Raw genomic sequence first — 16019 nt, 5'->3', positions numbered from 1 at the left:
AGTTTTATGCAATTTTCTTCATTGGTACTAATGGAAATAGATAAAGAAACTAATCAATTTATTAGAGAGATAGGAAGTTATGAAACTTCTGAAGGCGCAGAATTTGTTACAAAATTAAATTATTATGGGGAATTAGTAAACTTGGTTTTTGATACCCACGCGGATGTAGAAGAGTGGCAATTCACAGCGATTTTTGATTGTTTTAACGAAGAAGTGTTTAGATCTAAAGGTTATATTATTGAAGCTATAGATGACGAATATAATCCAACCTGGGTAGTTAAATTCAAGTATTCTACAGACCATATGGTTGTTCGTGAAGCAATAATTGAAATATGTGAATTAATTAAGCAAGAACTTAAGGAAGTTTATGAAAAGATTAAAGATAAAAAAGAAGAATACAAATAAAAATCTAAGTTTATATAGCCAATGATATATTAATTTTAACAAAAGAGTGAAATTATACATAAATAAGTTAGAAATACATTAAAAAATTGTATAATTGAATAAAAAAAATTTCAGAGGTGCGTATGAGACTTGAATTCATCAACAGGGTAAAGAATAACGAAATTTTAGGTAGAAACATATTTACAGATGATGGGAGCGTATTGCTAAGAACTGGTGTTAAATTAACGGAGCAATACATTGAAAGACTCAAAGATTTAGGTGTTTTTTACGTATATGTAGAAGATTCTAGATTAGATGATATATCAATAGAAGATGAAAAGCTAAGTGATTTAAAAGCTACAACAATGAAAAACATGTGCACAATAATGAAAAATGTAACTTTAGGAGACGTAAAAGGTACTAAGGATTCCTTAAAAGTCGTAGAGCAATTAGTTAACTATATTATTGAGCTGGGTGATGTTAATAAAAGTTTGTATGATATTCAAACTTATGATAACTATACGTATCTTCACTGTATAGATACTGGAATTATGTCTATTTTTTTAGGTATTTCTATGAACCTTAAGGAAAGTGAACTAAAGCAGCTAAGTATTGCAGCAATTCTTCATGATATAGGTAAAACTAAAATTAATAATGACATTATAACTAAACCAGGCAAACTAACGGTTAATGAATTTGAAGAAATCAAGAAGCATCCCATTTATGGTAAAAATATGCTAGAGAAAAATTTCTTCATATCTTCTGAGGTGCTAAAAGCAGTGGAACAGCATCATGAGAGAGTTGATGGCTGTGGCTATCCTTATGGACTAGCTAAACACCAGATTTCCAAGTTTGCAAAAATAATTTGTGTTTGTGATGTTTATGACGCTATTAGCAATGATAGAAGTTATAGAGAGAAATTTAATCCTATAGACGCTTACGAGTTAATTTTGGCAGGTTGTGGAAATGCGTTTGATGAAGAAGTAGTTAAAAATTTCAAACATACATTTTCAGTATTTCCATTAGGCGTTTGTTTAAGATTATCCAACGGAGTGGAAGGATATGTGATTAAGCAAAATAAAAATTTTCCGGATAGACCTGTAGTGAGGGTGCTTTATGAAGGTAAAACTAGGATACCCATTAAGTTTTACGAAATAGATTTGCTACAATTTAGGAATGTTGTTGTGCAGGCTATAATTTAAGTGGTCTCACTAACTATAGTTAGTAGATACGTGGCATGTTTATTAGTTTTTATTATCGAATTAATTTTACATAATTAGGAGAAAAATATGAAAGATAAAAATATAAATATAATTATTAGTGGTCTTACTAAGCAATGTGGATATATATTAGAAGATATAAAAAGTTTGGACAGAGGTTCAGAACTCTGGACAGTGAGCAAAAATATTAACGGTGCTGACCAACGATTAATATTTATGACTCAGCAGAGAGTACATGAATTAATGCAATATGATATTCCAGAGGACAAAAATAATATATATATACTGTTTTACGAAGATGGAATAAATGAGAATAAAGATAGTGGGCTACTCTCATCAAATAAAACATCGGATAAACCAACTATTAAAGTAGACCTCAAAGAAAAGAAAGTAGAATATACTCAAAATGTAAATATGCAAGTAGTTCAGGATTTAGCAGCAGTTATGAGTAATAACAATTTACGAAGCACTCACGAAAAAACAAGTCTAAAGGATAAGCCACATATTACTATTGGGCTTATAGTTATAAATATTATAATGTATGTCATTACTGCATATATGAGTTTTACCTATGCAGGAGGTAGCATATTTAATAGTGATATCAGAGTTTTAATTTTACTAGGAGCTAAGGTTAATGAGTTGATTTCTGGAGGGGAGTATTTTAGGCTTGTTTCTGCTATGTTTTTACACGGAGGACTTATGCATTTAGCTGTGAATATGTATTCGCTTTATGCTATAGGGCCAATGGTTGAAAAAGTTTATGGAAAGAAAAAATACATTGCTATTTATTTCCTTGCAGGAATATGTGCATCTATATTTAGTTATTCTTTTTCGACAAGTGTATCTATTGGAGCCTCTGGTGCTATTTTTGGACTCTTGGGAGCGGTACTTGTTTTCGCAATTAAGTCTAAAGGAAAAACTGGAATTGGTTTTATAAAAAGCATTTTATCAGTTATATTTATTAATATAATTATAGGAATCACTTTACCCAACATTGACAATTTTGCTCATATGGGTGGACTTATTGGAGGAATGATTATATCGTTTTTGGTTTCTTTTAGAGATGAGGGTAAGAATATTTAAAAGGCACATTAAAAAAACAACAAGTCTAATATGCTAGCATATTAGACTTGTTGTTTTTTATATTAAAACTTATGCAACAATATTGCTTTTGCCTGAAAGAATATTAATTAAGTCTTCGTTACATATGGTTTCCTTTTGAATTAATAGTGCTGTTATAGATTCCAAAGCTTCTTTATCGTCTTTTAACATCACTTTAACTTCTTCATATAAATCGGAAATTAAATTTTTACATTCTATAAATGCTGATTCTTGATTTGTAAAGCCTGAGCTGCTTAGTTTGTCCATAGTAAGTAGACCAAGGGCTTCACCCATACCGTATTCCGTTATCATGGTTGTAACTAGTTCTGTACTTCTTTGTAAATCATTATAAGCGCCGGTAGTTACATGATCTCGACCAAACATAATTTCTTCAGCTGCTCTACCACCTAAAAGTACCATTATTTTTTTCTTTAAATGGTCTTTATTAAGATAAAGTTTATCCTCAGGAATACTTAAAGTATAGCCACCAGCACCTTTGGTAGTTGGAATTATAGTTACTTTAGATACTTTATCATTAGGTAAAACTCTGGAAGATATTAGAGCATGTCCTGATTCATGGAATGCAGTAATTTTTTTATCCTCATCTTTAATATAATCCCTATGAACTTTTTCATAACCTGCTAGCATTATTGAGTAAGCTTTATCCAAATGATTATTTTCGATAAACGCAGAGTTATCTTTGCATGCAATAATAGCGGCTTCATTGGCTAGATTTTCTAGCTTTGCACCAGAAAAACTAGTGGTTTTATGTGCCCACTGTGAATAATCAATATCATTAATAGGTTTATCTTTAAGGTGAAGTTTTAAAATTTTCTCTCTAGCGGATACATCAGGTAATGTGACTTCAATATGTCTATCAAAACGACCAGGTCTTAGTAGAGCAGGATCTAACATGTCAAGCCTATTAGTTGCTGCAATTATCATTATGCCTTCTGATTCATTAAAACCAGACATTTCTGTGAGTAGAGCGTTAAGAGTTTGATCTTTTTCATCAGAACCACCACCGCCATTATCTCTTTTCTTACCTATAGCATCAATCTCGTCAATAAAGATAACTGCTTTGCCATGACTTCTTGCTTTCTTAAATAGGCTTCTAATCCTACCGGCACCAACCCCTACATATATCTGGACAAAATCAGAACCAGATACTGCATAAAATGGAACATTTGCTTCGCCAGCTACAGCTTTTGCAAGTAGTGTTTTACCAGTTCCGGGGTCTCCGTATAAAATTATTCCTTTTGGCATTCTAGCGCCGTAGGCGGTATATTTTTCTGGATTTTTAAGAAAATCTACTACATCTTGTACACTATCTTTAGCCTCTTCATTTCCTGCTACATTATCAAAGTTAAAACCTATATCATCGACGGCAGCAACGTCAAGATTGGTAGCTGAGAACATGCTTTTGGACTTTAGTTTTAAAGGTTTAAAAGCCATAATTCCAAGTACTATCAGTGATAATACAAGACCTACTATTGATGCTATTTTATAGGGATTCGTTAGAGTTTGTTCAGAAACGTTTATACCATTTTTCAATAAATCTTCTTTGAAATTATCAGTTCTTGGATTGTCTGTTTTGTAGGTGGAACCATCTTTAAGTTCAACTTGAATTTTAGGAGAGGTTGTTACGTATACAGTTGAAATACTATTAGAGGAAGCGTCTTTAAGAAAATCTATATATAACTTATCTGCAGATACTTTAAGGCTATTACTCACAAGGATGAGAAATACCAATGACAAAATTGCTGTAATAACAGGGAGTATAATATACTTGTTTTTAATTTTATTCATAAAAGAGAGGCGATTTAACTACTATACCTACTATAAAGTTAGTAGAATATATGTAACGCCTCATTCACCATCCTTTCGCGTATTTATTAAAGTATTACTTAAATTTAATGTTATGGTCAATAATTTACATCGTGTGCCCAAATCTCGCTGATGTAATATGAATTCATTATAATATTTTTCAGAGGCCTTGTCCAACGAATCTCATACAATTTGGAAATGTAATTTATGTAAAAAATGTGATTGATAAATTTACTATTTGATGTATAATTTATTTAGGATAGATTTTAATAAGGAGATTTGATAAAATGGGAAAAAAAGTTTATGCAATAAAAGAAGGATTTAACTCGAGTACTAATGAGAAAATAGAAAATGAAATAGTGAACACTTGGGCAGAGTGCTTAAAATATGTAAAAGGTGTAAAAGGAGCTAAATATAAGAGTTTTGAAGATATAAGTGAGGCAAAACAATTCTTGAGTGATGCAGGGGAGATATTAAATAAAAAAGATAATACTTACCCACAAGATTGTCTTCATATTTATGTGGATGGCAGCTATAACGCATCTACTTCAGAGTATTCTTATGGCATGGTGGCTGTGAAGAATGATGTAGTTTTACATATAGAGAGTGGAGCTTCTAAAAGTGATTCAGAGAGGAATATAAGGCAAATAGCAGGGGAACTGCAAGGAGCGGTTAAAGGGGGCCGGTATGCTCTTAGAAATGGGGAGACAAAAGTTGTAATATTTCATGATTATGTAGGGATATGTTACCATGCTACAGGTTTTTGGCAAAGGCATGAAGAGTCTTCGAAGGAATATTACAAGGAAATGCAGGAAATCATGAGTAGTGGAATGGAAGTTATATTTGTTAAGGTGGATAGTCATACGGGTGATTTATTTAACGAACTTGTTGATGAAAAATGTAAAGAAAAATTAGGCATAAATTCGGATAAGACTGTAGAAAAATGGTTGGTAAAGAATAGTATAAATGTAGCAAATGATGATGTGAAAGAAGAGATATTGAAACTTGCACCTAAGGGAGATGCAAACATAATCGTTAAAAATTCTTGTGATGTAAAAAGTAAAGAAGAAATTAAAGTATATGGATTTTACGAGATTGCCTCTGAATATAAAACAAATCAAAAGGTAGCTAAGAGTTTAATAAAGAATTTAAGTGATGAAGAAAAAACAGACTTTATTGTTTTTATATTAAATACACATTAATTATTAAAAAATGCACATCCTATAAATAATAAATAAAGAAAGGATGTGTATCTTATGCATAATAAATTTGTATCTACAATTACAACTGGTGCAATAATTGGAGCAGTAGCAAGTGCCATGTTAATTCCTAACATGGACAGAAGCACAAAACGAAGAGTTAAAAAAGCTAGTAAAGTGATGAAAAACATGGCGGAAGAGATGTATGATGGCGTAAAGGATTATATTTTATAAGAAAATGGAGAACTCCAAACTGTATTAATAATATATGGTTTGGAGTTTTTATTTTATTAATACAATTTAATATTTATTGAAATATTTTGCAGTTTAAAGGTAAACTATGTTATAATTGAATCAAAATTGTCTAAGATTGGTTATATTAAAAGTATTTTATATTACTATGCAGTAAAGGAAGAGTGATTATGGAGATATTGTCATTAGGAGAAAAAATTAAGAGGAAACGAAAAGAGCTTAATATGACGTTAAAAGATCTTGCAGGAGACAGGATAACACCAGGACAAATAAGTTTGGTTGAATCTGGAAAGTCAAACCCTAGCATGGATTTATTGGACTATTTAGCAAATGGCTTAAATACATCTTCTGAATATCTAATGGAGTCAGAGGAAACTCAAGCTGAAAAAATATGTTTGTTTTATGAAAATATTGCAGAGGCACTTATTCTAAGTAGTGATTTATTACAGGCTGAGCAAAACATTGAAAAATCACTATATTACTGCGAAAAATATAAATTGGAACATAGAAAAGCTAGAAACTTAGCTTTAAGAGGCGATATATACATGGCTAGGGACGAAATTGCAGCAGCACAGCAGGTTTTCCTATCTGCAAATGTTATCTTTATTAATAAGAATTTGCATGAAGAAATAATTAAGACTTTTCTAAAACTTGGTAAAATAACACTTAAGATTAGGGGTTATCAGTCTGCTTCAAGTTACTTTAATCAGGCCGAAAAAGTTTTTATGGATAATGAAATGGCAAGTGATTTTTTATTAGGAGAAATATACTATTATATAGGTTACACTTATTTTAAATTGGATAATATTGAAAAGGCTATAAAATATTCATATTTAGCTCAAGAAAAGTTTAAGCAAATAGATAATAAAAAAGACTATGCGAATTCTCTTTTATTACTAGCTAAGGAATATAATGTAAAAGGTGACATTAAAAACGCTATAAAATATTCAAGGATTACTTTGAAAGTTTTTTATGAAATTAATAATTTAACTTATGTATCAGAAATAGAGAACAATTTAGGAAGATTATTTTATGAGTTTGACAACATTGAACAATCATTTTTACATTTAAACAAAGCCAAGGAAATAAGAGAAAAGAGTAATGATTCAAAGTTAATATATACATTAGTTAATATATGTGAAAATTATATCAAACTTAAATCAATAGACAAGGCTAAGGATGCATTAGGAGATATTTTAGCTTATATAGAAGAGGGCAATTATAAAGTGTTAGACAAATATTATTTACTTAAATATAGAATTGATTTATTAGATGATGACATGGGTGAAGCAGAGAATACTTTATTACAAGCACTGAATTTTGTAAAACAAGAAGAGCGGATAAAAGATGCCGCAGAGATTTCTATAATGCTAGGAAAGTTTTATATTGATAGTAACAGGGATAAGCAAGCAGCTAAATATCTGAATGAAGGTGTGAAACTATTTAACAAAATGGGGATAATAAAGTAATTTAAGCGGTGGATAGGTGATTAAAATGGAAATATTATCAACGGGCGAAAAGATAAAAAGGACGCGAGTGTATAAAGGGTATACTTTAAGAGATTTATGCGATGACAAAATCTCAGTATCTAAAATGAGTTGTATAGAAAATAGTAAGATCATTGCTGAACCTTGGGTTCTAAAACTTATAAGTGAAAAGTTGGATATAGATATTGTGTATTTAAGTGAAAATGTAGAAGAGCAAATTTATAAGAATATAGTGGGTTTAAGGGACAATAATGTGGTTGGCAAGGATACTAAAAATCAATTTGAAACCAAAGTATCTTATAATTTAGAATTTGCTGAAAAATATAAGTATTATGATTTAGCTATTGAATTAGTGCATATGTTGTTTAATTTTTATTTAGATAAAAAAGAATTTGTAAACACTCAATCAATTACTGATAAGTATTATGATTTATACTTGAAAACATCTATATATGATAATAAGCTAAATTACTATATTGACGTGGCAAGATATTTATATGTAAAGGAAGATTATCTTCAAGCTTCAAGTTACTATTATAATATTCGAAAAGAACTTACAGATATGGCTAAACCTAATTATAAGAAATTAATAATAGTAACTTATAATGAGACTGCTTGTAATATTATGATTGAAAAGTATGAAGATGCTTATGAAGTAGGAATGAAATTATTAGATTTATTACCATATGTTGAGACTGAATTTCAATCGGCAGAGATATATCATATGTTGGCTATGATATCAATAAGGATGAACACTGGGAAATTTGAAGAATATGAAAAAAAATCCTACCAGTTATATAAAGATGACAATGCAAGTAAGGCGATGGCTATTTACAATTATGGATCCACAATGTTTGACTGTAATATGAGAGATAATGCAATTAAGTACATTAAAAAGGGATTAAGTTTTTATCCCAGGGATAAAAAGATGGGATTAGTTAGTTTTATGCTAGGAATAGTTAATGAGCTTATTGAAAATAACGTATTAGAGTTAGCACAGTCTATTTCTGATGAAGTTTTAAATTATGCAATTAATCTAAATGATATAAAATTTGTTGAGAAAAGCTATTATTATAAGGCTGTTATTCTTGACAAACATGGCGAGTCATCTAGTGCAGAGATGTATATGAATTTATCTTTAGACTCACTATTAAAATTCGGAGAAAAAAAAGATATATATTCGAGGTACTTAGAAATGGGTAGTATGTATCACAAGATAGGAAATGTAGCAGATTCTATAAAGTATTTTAGCCTTGCTATAAAATTAGAGGAAAAGATGTAGGTTTTATATTATACTAAACTTACATCTTTTTTTGCTTTTATGTTCCATAACTATTTAGAAGTTTCTCTATTTATAATAAACTCTTTGGCTTTAATTTCTAAACTATCATCAAGCGATGTTAATGCTACCTCATTATATTTATTGTTTAAAGCTATTGTAAGTAGCCTATCTGCAAGCTCTGGATTTTTAGATAATAATGAGCCGTGGAAATAAGTGCAGAATGTATTTTTATAAACACAGCCCTCATAACCGTCTTCACCGTTATTCCCATATCCGACCTTAACTTTGCCAAGTGGTTTTAAATCGTTAATATAAGTTCTTCCAGAATGATTTTCAAAGCCCACATAGGTTTCATCAAAAGTTTCATTATGAATAACTGTATTACCGATGAAACGATTATCTCCACTTTCAGTATAAACATCTAAAATATCAAGGCCGCAAAGCTTTTCACCATCAGGCGTAGTATAATATTTCCCAAGCAATTGATATCCACCACAAATGGCTAAGAAGACTTTTCCACTCTGTATATACGTATCTATTTCAGATTTTTTAAATTCTATTAAGTCTGGCGAAACAATGGTCTGCTCATAATCCTGTCCTCCACCAAAAAATACGATGTCATAATCAGGTCCTATAAAACTGTCACCCATAGATACATTAATTATGTTTACTTTTATGTCCCTAAGTTCCGCTCTGTGTTTAAGTATTAAAATATTTCCTACATCCCCATATACATTTAATAAATCAGGATATAAATGACAAATATTAATTTCCATGTTTTTCACCTTCTAATTTAAATTTTAAGTACATTACCAAATCTTATCTATATAACCTTTAGTTTGTAAGAACTTTCTTAGAGTTATCATGGCGGTATAAGTTGCAAGGATGTATACTATTTCTCCATTGCAAGCTTTGATTTCTTTAAGTAAGTCTTCTTCATCATTACATAAAACAAAGGAATCAGACTTAAAACCGGCTACCTTAAGTCTGATTGCCATATCGTAAAGTCGTATGCCTGATATCATAATTTTGTTTATGTCTAGGCTAGTTAACCGTTCGAAATTTACATCCCAAATCCAAGAAACATCTTTTCCATCGGCGTAATTATCATTTAGCATTAGGCATAAGTTTATTTTTCGCGTGTCAAGGTTTATTGTGTTTACAGCTTCGTCGTAACCGGCAGGATTTTTAACCAATACTATTTTTATTTCTTTACCTTCGATATTTAATGTTTCTTGTCTACCAAAGCTGCTAGCAACGGTTTTAAGTGATTGCTCTATGGTAGTGTCTTCGACGCCTAATGATTTTGCTACGGAAAATGCACATAGAGCATTGTATATGTTATAAGTACCAGGTTGGTTTATATAATAGGGATTACCATTAATATGAACCGAGGAACCATTGGTGTTTAAATCTATAACTTTATCTATGGAGTAATTAAGTTTTGGTCTTTTATATCCACATTTACTGCAATAGAAATCTCCGAGATGATTATAGGTAATGAAATTGTATTCATAAGGAGCTTTACAAACTTTGCAGAATTTAGCGTCTGCGTTAAGATCTACAATTTTGTTTTCATTGATCTTAGTAGCAAATCCATAGTATACTATAGGATTTTCAAGGTTTAGCTCCCCAAGTAATGATTCATCTCCATTAAGAACAAGAGTTGCGGTGGGAGATTTTGAAACGCCTTCTAATATCTTCTTTAGGGTGGTGTATACTTCACCATATCTGTCTAGCTGGTCTCTGAACAAATTAGTTATAGTAATAATTTTAGGGGTTATATATTCAGTTATAAACTTAACGTTAGCTTCATCTACTTCTATAACGGCAATTTTTTTCTCAGTGGATTTTTTGAACGAAAAATTTAAAATAAAACAAGCAATTATCCCTGTATACATATTTGCACCAGTATTGTTTGTAATTACAGGTATATTGCTCTGTTTTATGATGCTGTAAATCATGCTTGTTGTTGTGGTCTTTCCGTTTGTACCGGTTACCAGTATAACATCATAATTACTTGCAATGGTCCTTAAAATATTTTTATCTAGCTTTAAGGCTACTTTTCCAGGGAAATTTGTGCCACCATGGAATAAAAATTTAGATATTGTTATAATAAATTTTGAAATTAATATACTTAATAATGACTGAATCTTAATTTTGAACACATCCTTTAGCTGTACTTGGCACAGTGGAACAAATATTGAATAAATTATATTGTTTTATTTGTTAAATATCCATTATGCACTTGATTATTATTATTGACATCTATGTAGAAAAACTCATCATTTATTTTAAATCCAGAATTTTCCGAGAGTTTATTTAAGTTATTTAGTAAGTTTAATTTAGCATCGCCTTTAAGCGGTGTTGGGCAATAGTCATTTTTATATTCTACCGAAGATACACTACAAGGGATAACCCGCACTCCAATAGAGGTTAAAGTATTATTAGTGAATTTGAGGTTGCTTTGGAAAATAAAAGTTCTCTTGTCCTTTGGATTAGAGTTACCACCAAAGGCGAAATTACCTAAACTGTAGGATATAATCCTACCTTTATATTGTTCTATGCCTTGAATTACGTGGGGGTGGTGTCCGAGTATTATATCGGCACCGTTATCAATAGCAAAATGGGCAAGTTCAGTTTGTGCGGCTCTCGGATAATATTCTCGTTCTCCTCCCCAATGAAAGTTTATGACTACAACAGAATTATTCTTCTTTAAATCTAAAATGTCTGCCTTTAATTTATCAAGAAAATTTTGTTCTAGGGACCAACCACGATAACCTAAGAAACCGAAGGGCTGCTCCTTTATTTTGGTTATCCATTTTGATCCTTCACCAAAATAGTTAATATCTTCACTTTCAAGGGCTAGTTTTGTATCTTGGAATCCCTTTTGTTTGTAATCATAAATATGATTATTAGAAAGATTTACTCCTTCAATAGATCCTAGAGTTAAGGTTTTGGTATAACTTATGGGAGCTTTAAAATTAAACTGCTTATATTCTCTGTCATTTGAGTCTGTAAAAGTTGTTTCTAAGTTGGCAATGGTAACATCGTCTGCACTAAAAATGCTATATACATTTTTAAATATATAAGAAAAATCATTGTTATGTTTTGATACCATAGCAGGAAGACTACTGGCATAAGCGAATTTACTGTCAGTTCCTATAGTACAGTCTCCTACAGCAGATAATAGAACCTCGGTATTAGTATCTTCTACTTTGGGAGGAACTGTTTTAGTGATAGTTACAATTTTCTCAGGTGGTTTAGGCTTTTGGTTTTCTAAAACAGTATGATTTTCTTTAACCCCATTTAAAGAAAAGGAAATAGTTTTAATTGCAACTAAGGTTAAAATAACAGAAAGAAATATGACTAGTGATATATTTCTAGGTGACCTTTTCAAAAAGATACCTCCCTACCATTGTTTATTAATTAGTTATATATTTAAGTCACTATAATTTTATAACATAGATTCATAAATGTCTAACATATTAATGATATTTAAAGTAATATTTGAAAACAAACAATGAATTATAGATAACAAAATTCAAAAAGAGGTGAAAATTTGATGAAATTAGATAAATTCAAATCTATAGTAAATAAAATTAAACTAAAAGAGCTTAGAGGTAATAAAATAGTACGGTACCTAATAGTTTTGTGCGTTACTACTATAAGCATTATGATTATAACTATAGCACAGAAAAATTCTGATTTAAATAAATTAGTAACAGAAGCTGAAAGACATTATTATGCACAGGAATACGATTTAGCCATTGCAAAATACGGTGAGCTTTCTAAAAAAGATGTGACCTCACCAAAGTGGAACCTTAAAATAGCAGAGATTTATTCCGTTATGAACGATTTAGATAATTCATTAAAATATATCGACTTAACAAAAGAATATGAAGAGTTAGATGCGTCCTCCTATAATCATATGGTTTTCACTGAGTTCATGAATGGTGAATATGAACAAGCACTAAAAGATGGGAACCTTGCACTAGTAAAATATCCGAAAGACAAAAGTTTAATAAAGACTATGTTTACTGTTTATATGGGTAACAACAAAATTACCGAGGCGAAAGAAATTATTTCTGGGTATGAAGTAGATATACAATCATCCTATGATACAGCAGAGTATTCTGAAATGCTAATGCTTATAGGTAAATTGGATGAAGGGTATAGTAAGTTAAAACTTGCCTATGAATTAAACAAGGATGAGTATAAGATATATGATGTATTAGCGCAAATATCCTTATACGATAAAGATATTCTGCTCGAAAACATAACAGCTCTTTCCAAAAATAATCCTAATGATTTAGCATATAAAATGTGGTTAGCTAAGATATATTCTCTAAGCATTGACACAGTAGACGAAGCTAACAAATTGATAGAAGAAATTTCTGGTAAAGATATAGGGGATATTCAAATAAAACTAATAAAAGCTAATGTTTACAAAAACATGGATGATACGGAAAAGTCAGATAAACTAATTGAAGATGTAATTTCAGAGTATCCAGATGATTACGGAGCCTATCATAGCGGTGGGTGGTATTATCTTTATAAGGGCGATTATGAAATGGCTAGTGAATATTGCAGAAAGTCTATCCAAAACAATAGTGAATACACAGATAATTATGGTTTTTTAATGCCGGAAATATTAAAACATGGAACCTCAAAAATAGCAGCAGAGCCTTATTATAGAACTGCATTAAACAAAGAACCATATAATTATAATATAATGTTGAGTATTGCAAATTATTATTGGCATACCTCTGATGATATTCATAAAGCCCTAGAATACTTCAATTTTGCATCTATTATTAAACCTTATGATGTGGAGATAAAATACAATATGGCATTAATAAAAATTTTTGATGGCAAGGGTGATGAGGCCATAGAAATCTTGAATATGTGTAGTAAATTAGATGGATCAGTACCTAAATACCATAGAACCTTAGCAACTGTATATATGACTCAAAGTAAAGTCGTGGAAGCAAAAGCAGAAATAAAAAGTGCTTATGATGCTGATGAGGAAGATATATTAACCCTGAATAATACTGGTTGTTATTATATTAGTGCTGAACAGAATGTAGAGAAAGGATTAGAAAACATAAAAAAAGCTTTTCAGGGGTTAAATAATTCTTATGATGAGTACACTAAAAAAATTATTGTTGAGAATTATGATAAGGTACAGAAGTTAAAACAAAGTTATGAAACAGGAAAAGATAATGAAGAATTGGAAATTCCGGAATTTACGTTATTTTATTAATAATTTGGCCCCCTAGAGAAGGTATAAAAAATGCCTACGCTAGGGGGCATTTTTATGTGATTTATATTACAAATATGGTATACTCAATGAAGAAATAAGATCAATATAGGTTTGGATAATACATCAAATTGCTATCTAAAAAGAGAATAAAAAAGGAGAATATATGAAAAAAAATAAATTTCTTGGTATAATCTTAATTTTAATTATTATAATAGCAGCAGTAATTATGTGGAATTTTAAATTCAAAAATGCTATAGGTAAGGAAGGTCTAACAGTTACTAAGTGGGATAATTTTTATAATGGTAATAATATTCATTTTTATTACTTAGATCCACAAAATGAAAATTTATTAAAAATTAAAGCTAAGTACGGATTAAATAAGCTTATTGATAACAAGGCTGACCAGCTTGAAAATTCCATTAAAATTATGAAATATATTAATAGTAATGTAAAAGCTAAAAGTACATCTATGACCAGCGACAAAACTACCTTGGAAATAATGGAAGTAGCTTTTGACGGAGGAGAAATATCAGATAGTGATTATGTAGCAATGTATGAAGAATCTTTAGCTTCTGTTGGAATTAATGTACGACGTGGAATACTTAGAAGCACTGATAATAAAGTTAAAGGGAAATCGTATTTTAATGTCTGTGAAATATGGAGCGATAAATATAAAAAGTGGATAATGATAGATGGGGTCAATGCACATTATATGAAACAAGATGGAATTCCACTTGGAGCTGTTGAAATAATAGATATTGGAATAGAAAAGGTTGAAATTAACGAATTAAAGAATGCTAGTAAATACATAAAAAGCATGAGAAATTACTATGAAAGTTATAGCATATATATAGATAACAATAAATATGGCGAGCTAAAAAGTAATTCGCAAATTACTTATTTGAAAATTAAACAACTTCCTAAAATAGAGACTAAGGAAGGGTTTACTCAACCCACTATTTTTGTTAATAATTCAAAGGTATTTAATATATCACCTAAGATACAATATGAAAATACTAATAAGGACAAAGGTCCAACATTAATATTAGCAAAGAGAGACCTTAAAAACGATACAAAAGAAGTACAAAACTTTACTGTTGGAGCCTTTATCAATAGTTATATGCTTACAGATTATTTCATAAGTGTTAATGGTGCTGATTATATTAAAGTAGATACTTTTTATGAAATGCAAATTGTTGAAGGAATCAACTCTATCAAATTATCACAAGATGGTAAAAATTTATCTAAAGAAGTAGTAATAGAAAAATGAATGTATAAATAATAATATATAGGATGAAAGTTATCCTATATATTATTATTTATAAGGTGGTGAATTTTTATGGGACCTAATGTTATATTAGTCCTAAAAGCTATAGTAATAGCTATAGTTGAAGGAGTAACAGAATTTGTTCCTATTTCCTCTACTGGGCATATGATCATTGTGGGGAATGCTATAAATTTTGAAGGAGAGTTTGCAAATGTATTCGAGATAGTCATTCAATTAGGAGCGATTTTTGCAATTATAGTTTTGTATTGGAATAGAATATGGGGCTCGGTTGTAGATTTTTTAAAGTGTAAACCTTCAGGTATAAAGTTTTGGACTAATATTATAATTGCGTGTGTACCAGCTGTAGTGTTTGGTCTTATTCTAAATGATAAAATAAACGAATATCTTTTTAATCCTCTTACTGTAGCTTTTGCTTTGATACTTGGTGGAATTCTAATGATTATTATAGAAAATAGATTTAGGCATAAGTATACAACAAATAGTATTGAGCAAATAAGTATTAAACAGTCATTTAAAATCGGAATTTTTCAATGTTTAGCGCTATGGCCAGGGATGTCTAGGTCTGCATCTACTATAATGGGCGGGTGGGTTAGTGGTGTCTCCACAGTTGCTGCAACCGAGTTTTCATTCTTTTTAGCCATACCAATTATGATTGGAGCTACAGGATTAACACTAGTTAAAAGTGGAATGGATTTTACTAGTGGTGAAATTAT

Annotated in this window: 14 protein-coding genes; 10 read left to right on the top strand and 4 right to left on the bottom strand. The window is 30.3% G+C overall.

Translation table 11 applies throughout. The features are described from left to right. The first annotated feature begins 6 nt into the window (after positions 1-6). The 3 genes from ACJAX4_RS05690 (at position 7) to ACJAX4_RS05680 (ending at position 2687) form a co-directional block, all read left to right on the top strand. The gene (locus tag ACJAX4_RS05690; protein WP_435788488.1) at positions 7-405 is read left to right on the top strand and encodes a DUF6762 family protein; all 399 of its coding nucleotides are present in this window, start codon (positions 7-9) and stop codon (positions 403-405) included. A gap of 122 nt (positions 406-527) precedes the next feature. Next, positions 528-1586 (top strand): HD-GYP domain-containing protein, encoded by a 1059-nt coding sequence (locus ACJAX4_RS05685; protein ID WP_435788487.1) that lies wholly within the window; start codon positions 528-530, stop codon positions 1584-1586. An 87-nt stretch (positions 1587-1673) separates the two neighbouring features. Next, the gene (locus ACJAX4_RS05680) at positions 1674-2687 is read left to right on the top strand and encodes a rhomboid family intramembrane serine protease (RefSeq protein ID WP_435788486.1); all 1014 of its coding nucleotides are present in this window, start codon (positions 1674-1676) and stop codon (positions 2685-2687) included. 69 nt (positions 2688-2756) lie between these two features. Here the strand turns inward: ACJAX4_RS05680 and ACJAX4_RS05675 are convergent, their stop codons facing one another. Beyond that, on the bottom strand, positions 2757-4514 hold the full coding sequence (locus ACJAX4_RS05675) for an ATP-dependent metallopeptidase FtsH/Yme1/Tma family protein (protein ID WP_435788485.1): 1758 nt from the start codon (positions 4512-4514) through the stop codon (positions 2757-2759). Between the two features lie 305 nt (positions 4515-4819). Here ACJAX4_RS05675 and ACJAX4_RS05670 point away from each other — a divergent pair, with 305 nt between their 5' ends. The 4 genes from ACJAX4_RS05670 (at position 4820) to ACJAX4_RS05655 (ending at position 8752) form a co-directional block, all read left to right on the top strand. Then, complete coding sequence (locus tag ACJAX4_RS05670) at positions 4820-5734, top strand: ribonuclease H1 domain-containing protein (RefSeq protein ID WP_435788484.1); 915 nt, start codon at positions 4820-4822, stop codon at positions 5732-5734. 54 nt (positions 5735-5788) lie between these two features. Next, on the top strand, positions 5789-5965 hold the full coding sequence (locus ACJAX4_RS05665; protein ID WP_435788483.1) for a YtxH domain-containing protein: 177 nt from the start codon (positions 5789-5791) through the stop codon (positions 5963-5965). A gap of 188 nt (positions 5966-6153) precedes the next feature. After that, the gene (locus ACJAX4_RS05660) at positions 6154-7452 is read left to right on the top strand and encodes a helix-turn-helix domain-containing protein (RefSeq protein ID WP_435788482.1); all 1299 of its coding nucleotides are present in this window, start codon (positions 6154-6156) and stop codon (positions 7450-7452) included. A gap of 25 nt (positions 7453-7477) precedes the next feature. Continuing rightward, positions 7478-8752 carry a helix-turn-helix domain-containing protein gene (locus ACJAX4_RS05655; RefSeq protein ID WP_435788481.1) on the top strand — a complete coding sequence of 425 codons (1275 nt, stop codon included), beginning with the start codon at positions 7478-7480 and terminating at the stop codon, positions 8750-8752. A 50-nt stretch (positions 8753-8802) separates the two neighbouring features. On the opposite strand, the gene ACJAX4_RS05650 is transcribed toward ACJAX4_RS05655, so the two are convergent. Genes ACJAX4_RS05650 through ACJAX4_RS05640 form a run of 3 tightly spaced genes read right to left on the bottom strand, consistent with a single transcriptional unit; the run spans position 8803 to position 12152 of the window. Beyond that, complete coding sequence (locus ACJAX4_RS05650; RefSeq protein ID WP_435788480.1) at positions 8803-9528, bottom strand: type 1 glutamine amidotransferase; 726 nt, start codon at positions 9526-9528, stop codon at positions 8803-8805. A gap of 33 nt (positions 9529-9561) precedes the next feature. Beyond that, positions 9562-10920, bottom strand: a complete 1359-nt coding sequence (locus tag ACJAX4_RS05645) for a MurT ligase domain-containing protein (protein WP_435788479.1) — start codon at positions 10918-10920, stop codon at positions 9562-9564. Between the two features lie 44 nt (positions 10921-10964). Further along, positions 10965-12152 carry a CapA family protein gene (locus tag ACJAX4_RS05640; RefSeq protein ID WP_435788478.1) on the bottom strand — a complete coding sequence of 396 codons (1188 nt, stop codon included), beginning with the start codon at positions 12150-12152 and terminating at the stop codon, positions 10965-10967. Positions 12153-12314: 162 nt separating this feature from the next. Here ACJAX4_RS05640 and ACJAX4_RS05635 point away from each other — a divergent pair, with 162 nt between their 5' ends. The 3 genes from ACJAX4_RS05635 to ACJAX4_RS05625 all read left to right on the top strand — a co-directional run. Beyond that, positions 12315-14018 (top strand): tetratricopeptide repeat protein, encoded by a 1704-nt coding sequence (locus ACJAX4_RS05635; protein ID WP_435788477.1) that lies wholly within the window; start codon positions 12315-12317, stop codon positions 14016-14018. A gap of 163 nt (positions 14019-14181) precedes the next feature. Further along, entirely contained in the window at positions 14182-15288 is a 1107-nt protein-coding gene (locus ACJAX4_RS05630) for a transglutaminase domain-containing protein (RefSeq protein WP_435788476.1), read from the top strand. Positions 15289-15357: 69 nt separating this feature from the next. Beyond that, positions 15358-16019 (top strand): undecaprenyl-diphosphate phosphatase (locus ACJAX4_RS05625; RefSeq protein WP_435788475.1); only part of this gene is annotated, 662 nt, incomplete at its 3' end.

It is taken from the genome of Clostridium sp., assembly GCF_051278035.1.
In the GTDB taxonomy this organism is placed as follows: Bacteria; Bacillota; Clostridia; order Clostridiales; family Clostridiaceae; genus Clostridium_AD.
This window is presented reverse-complemented; position numbering and strand designations above follow the sequence as displayed.